Below are 1,912 nucleotides of genomic sequence, written 5' to 3' on the forward strand. Positions count from 1 at the left end.
GCGCATCGAGGCGCTTGGCGGCAGCATCCGAACCGGGCGAGACGCGGTCGTAGGGCAGACAATCCCACGCCGGCAGTTGCAGCACCGGCAGGCCGGGGGCAGCGAAAGACAGCGCCTCAACGATCGCCGGCAGGCGCTGACCGTCGCGCGCGACGAACAGAACCGGCTTGTCGGGCGCGATCTCGAGTGCCGCCTGCACCAGCGCAAAGGCTTCATAGCCATCAGCGACGCCGTCGACGATGAACTGGCCGGCGCGGTCTTTCGGCAAACCGATGGTGGGAATGAGGCTCATGAAATCACGGTCTTGTTTTATCGCAATTCACTAGGGGAAGCGCTTTGCACTTTTCCTGGAATTGCTTGTGTTCAGAATGTCAGAGAATGGCGGAAAGCCAGGATCTTTTGCAGGACGGCACAATCGATATCGGCCGGCACCGGGCGTTCGCCGGTGACCATGGGCAGGAATTCGGTATCGGGAATGTCGAGGAGCCTCTCATATTGGTCGATTTCCTCGGCCGTCAAGGCGCCGATCTCAGCGTCGGCGAAAGTGCCGAGGATCAGGTCCATCTCGCGCATGCCGCGATGCCAGGAGCGAAACAGAAGCTTGCGGCGGCGGACGTCGAGCCCCTCGCTTGATCTCGTCGTTCCGGTCATCGTGCCGCATCCTTGCTTGCTGCGGCGCATATAGCGTGGATAGAAGGGGCTGTCAGCCTTGCGCTGCCGCCATCGCAACATAAGCTGACATCATGCGCCCGACCATCCTCGATCCCTTGTTTGTACCGATCACGTCGCTTGCAGGCGTCGGACCGAAAGTCGGCGCGCTGATCGAGAAGGTTGTCCCGGCCGATCTGGGTGACCGCCCCGCCCGCGCGGGCGACCTTCTGTTCGTGCTGCCGCACACCGTCATCGACCGGCGCAGCCGCCCGGGCATCGCAGGATCCGCGGAAGGCCAAATCGTGACGCTGGAGGTGCGCATCGACCGCCACCAGCCGCCGCCGCGCGGCAACAGGTCGGTGCCTTACCGCGTCTTCGCCCATGACGACACCGGCGAGATCGCGCTGACCTTCTTCCATGCTCACGCTTCCTATCTCGAAAAGGCGATGCCCGAGGGCGAGCATGTCGTGGTCTCGGGCCGCATGGAATGGTTCAATGGCCGCCCGAGCATGGTCCACCCCGACCATATTGCGCTGGCCAGCGAGGCGGAAAACCTGCCGCTGGTCGAACCGGTCTATCCCCTGACAGCCGGGCTCTCGGGCAAGGTGCTGCGCCGGGCGATCGGCCAGGCGCTGGCGCGTGTGCCTGAATTTCCCGAATGGCAGGACGGCGCCTTCATGCGCCGGCACACCTTTGCGGCCTTTGCCGATGCGCTCGCCCGCATCCACAATCCGGCCGACCCGATCGATGTCTCCATCGATGGCGCTGCCTGGCGGCGCCTGGCCTATGACGAGCTGCTGGCGGGCCAGGTCTCGCTGGCGCTGGTGCGGGCGAAAGTCCGCCGCCTGTCCGGCCGTCCCCTGGTCGGCGACGGCCGCATCGTCGAAAAACTGAGGGCCGCACTGCCCTACTCGCTGACATCGAGCCAGGAGTTCGCGCTGGCCGAAATCAATGCCGACCTTGCCGATCCCGAGCGCATGCTGCGGCTCCTGCAGGGCGATGTCGGCTCCGGCAAGACGGTCGTCGCGCTGCTGGCCATGGCGCGCGCCGTCGAGGCCGGCGGCCAGGCAGCACTGATGGCGCCGACCGAAATCCTGGCGCGCCAGCATCTGGCGACCATCACGCCGCTTGCCGCCAAGGTCGGGCTGCGCATTGCCATCCTCACCGGCCGCGAAAAGGGCCGCGAACGCGCGGATACGCTGGCCGGCCTGGCAAGCGGCGAGATCGACATCGTGGTCGGCACCCATGCGCTGTTCCAGGA

Annotated in this window: 3 protein-coding genes; 1 reads left to right on the forward strand and 2 read right to left on the reverse strand. The window is 65.7% G+C overall.

What is annotated here, in order from left to right:
* Together EN939_RS32300 and EN939_RS32305 are read right to left on the reverse strand one after the other, a co-directional pair.
* Positions 1-292, reverse strand: a 292-nt coding sequence (locus EN939_RS32300) for a hypothetical protein (protein ID WP_164751428.1), incomplete at its 3' end; no start/stop codon positions are given.
* A gap of 71 nt (positions 293-363) precedes the next feature.
* Positions 364-651 carry a succinate dehydrogenase assembly factor 2 gene (locus EN939_RS32305; RefSeq protein ID WP_027036782.1) on the reverse strand — a complete coding sequence of 96 codons (288 nt, stop codon included), beginning with the start codon at positions 649-651 and terminating at the stop codon, positions 364-366.
* A gap of 92 nt (positions 652-743) precedes the next feature.
* Between EN939_RS32305 and EN939_RS32310 the strand changes: the two genes are divergently transcribed.
* The coding region (locus EN939_RS32310; RefSeq protein WP_127271599.1) for a DEAD/DEAH box helicase at positions 744-1,912 on the forward strand (1,169 nt) is incomplete at its 3' end.

It is taken from the genome of Mesorhizobium sp. M7A.F.Ca.CA.002.05.1.1, assembly GCF_003998335.1.
Lineage (GTDB): Bacteria > Pseudomonadota > Alphaproteobacteria > Rhizobiales > Rhizobiaceae > Mesorhizobium.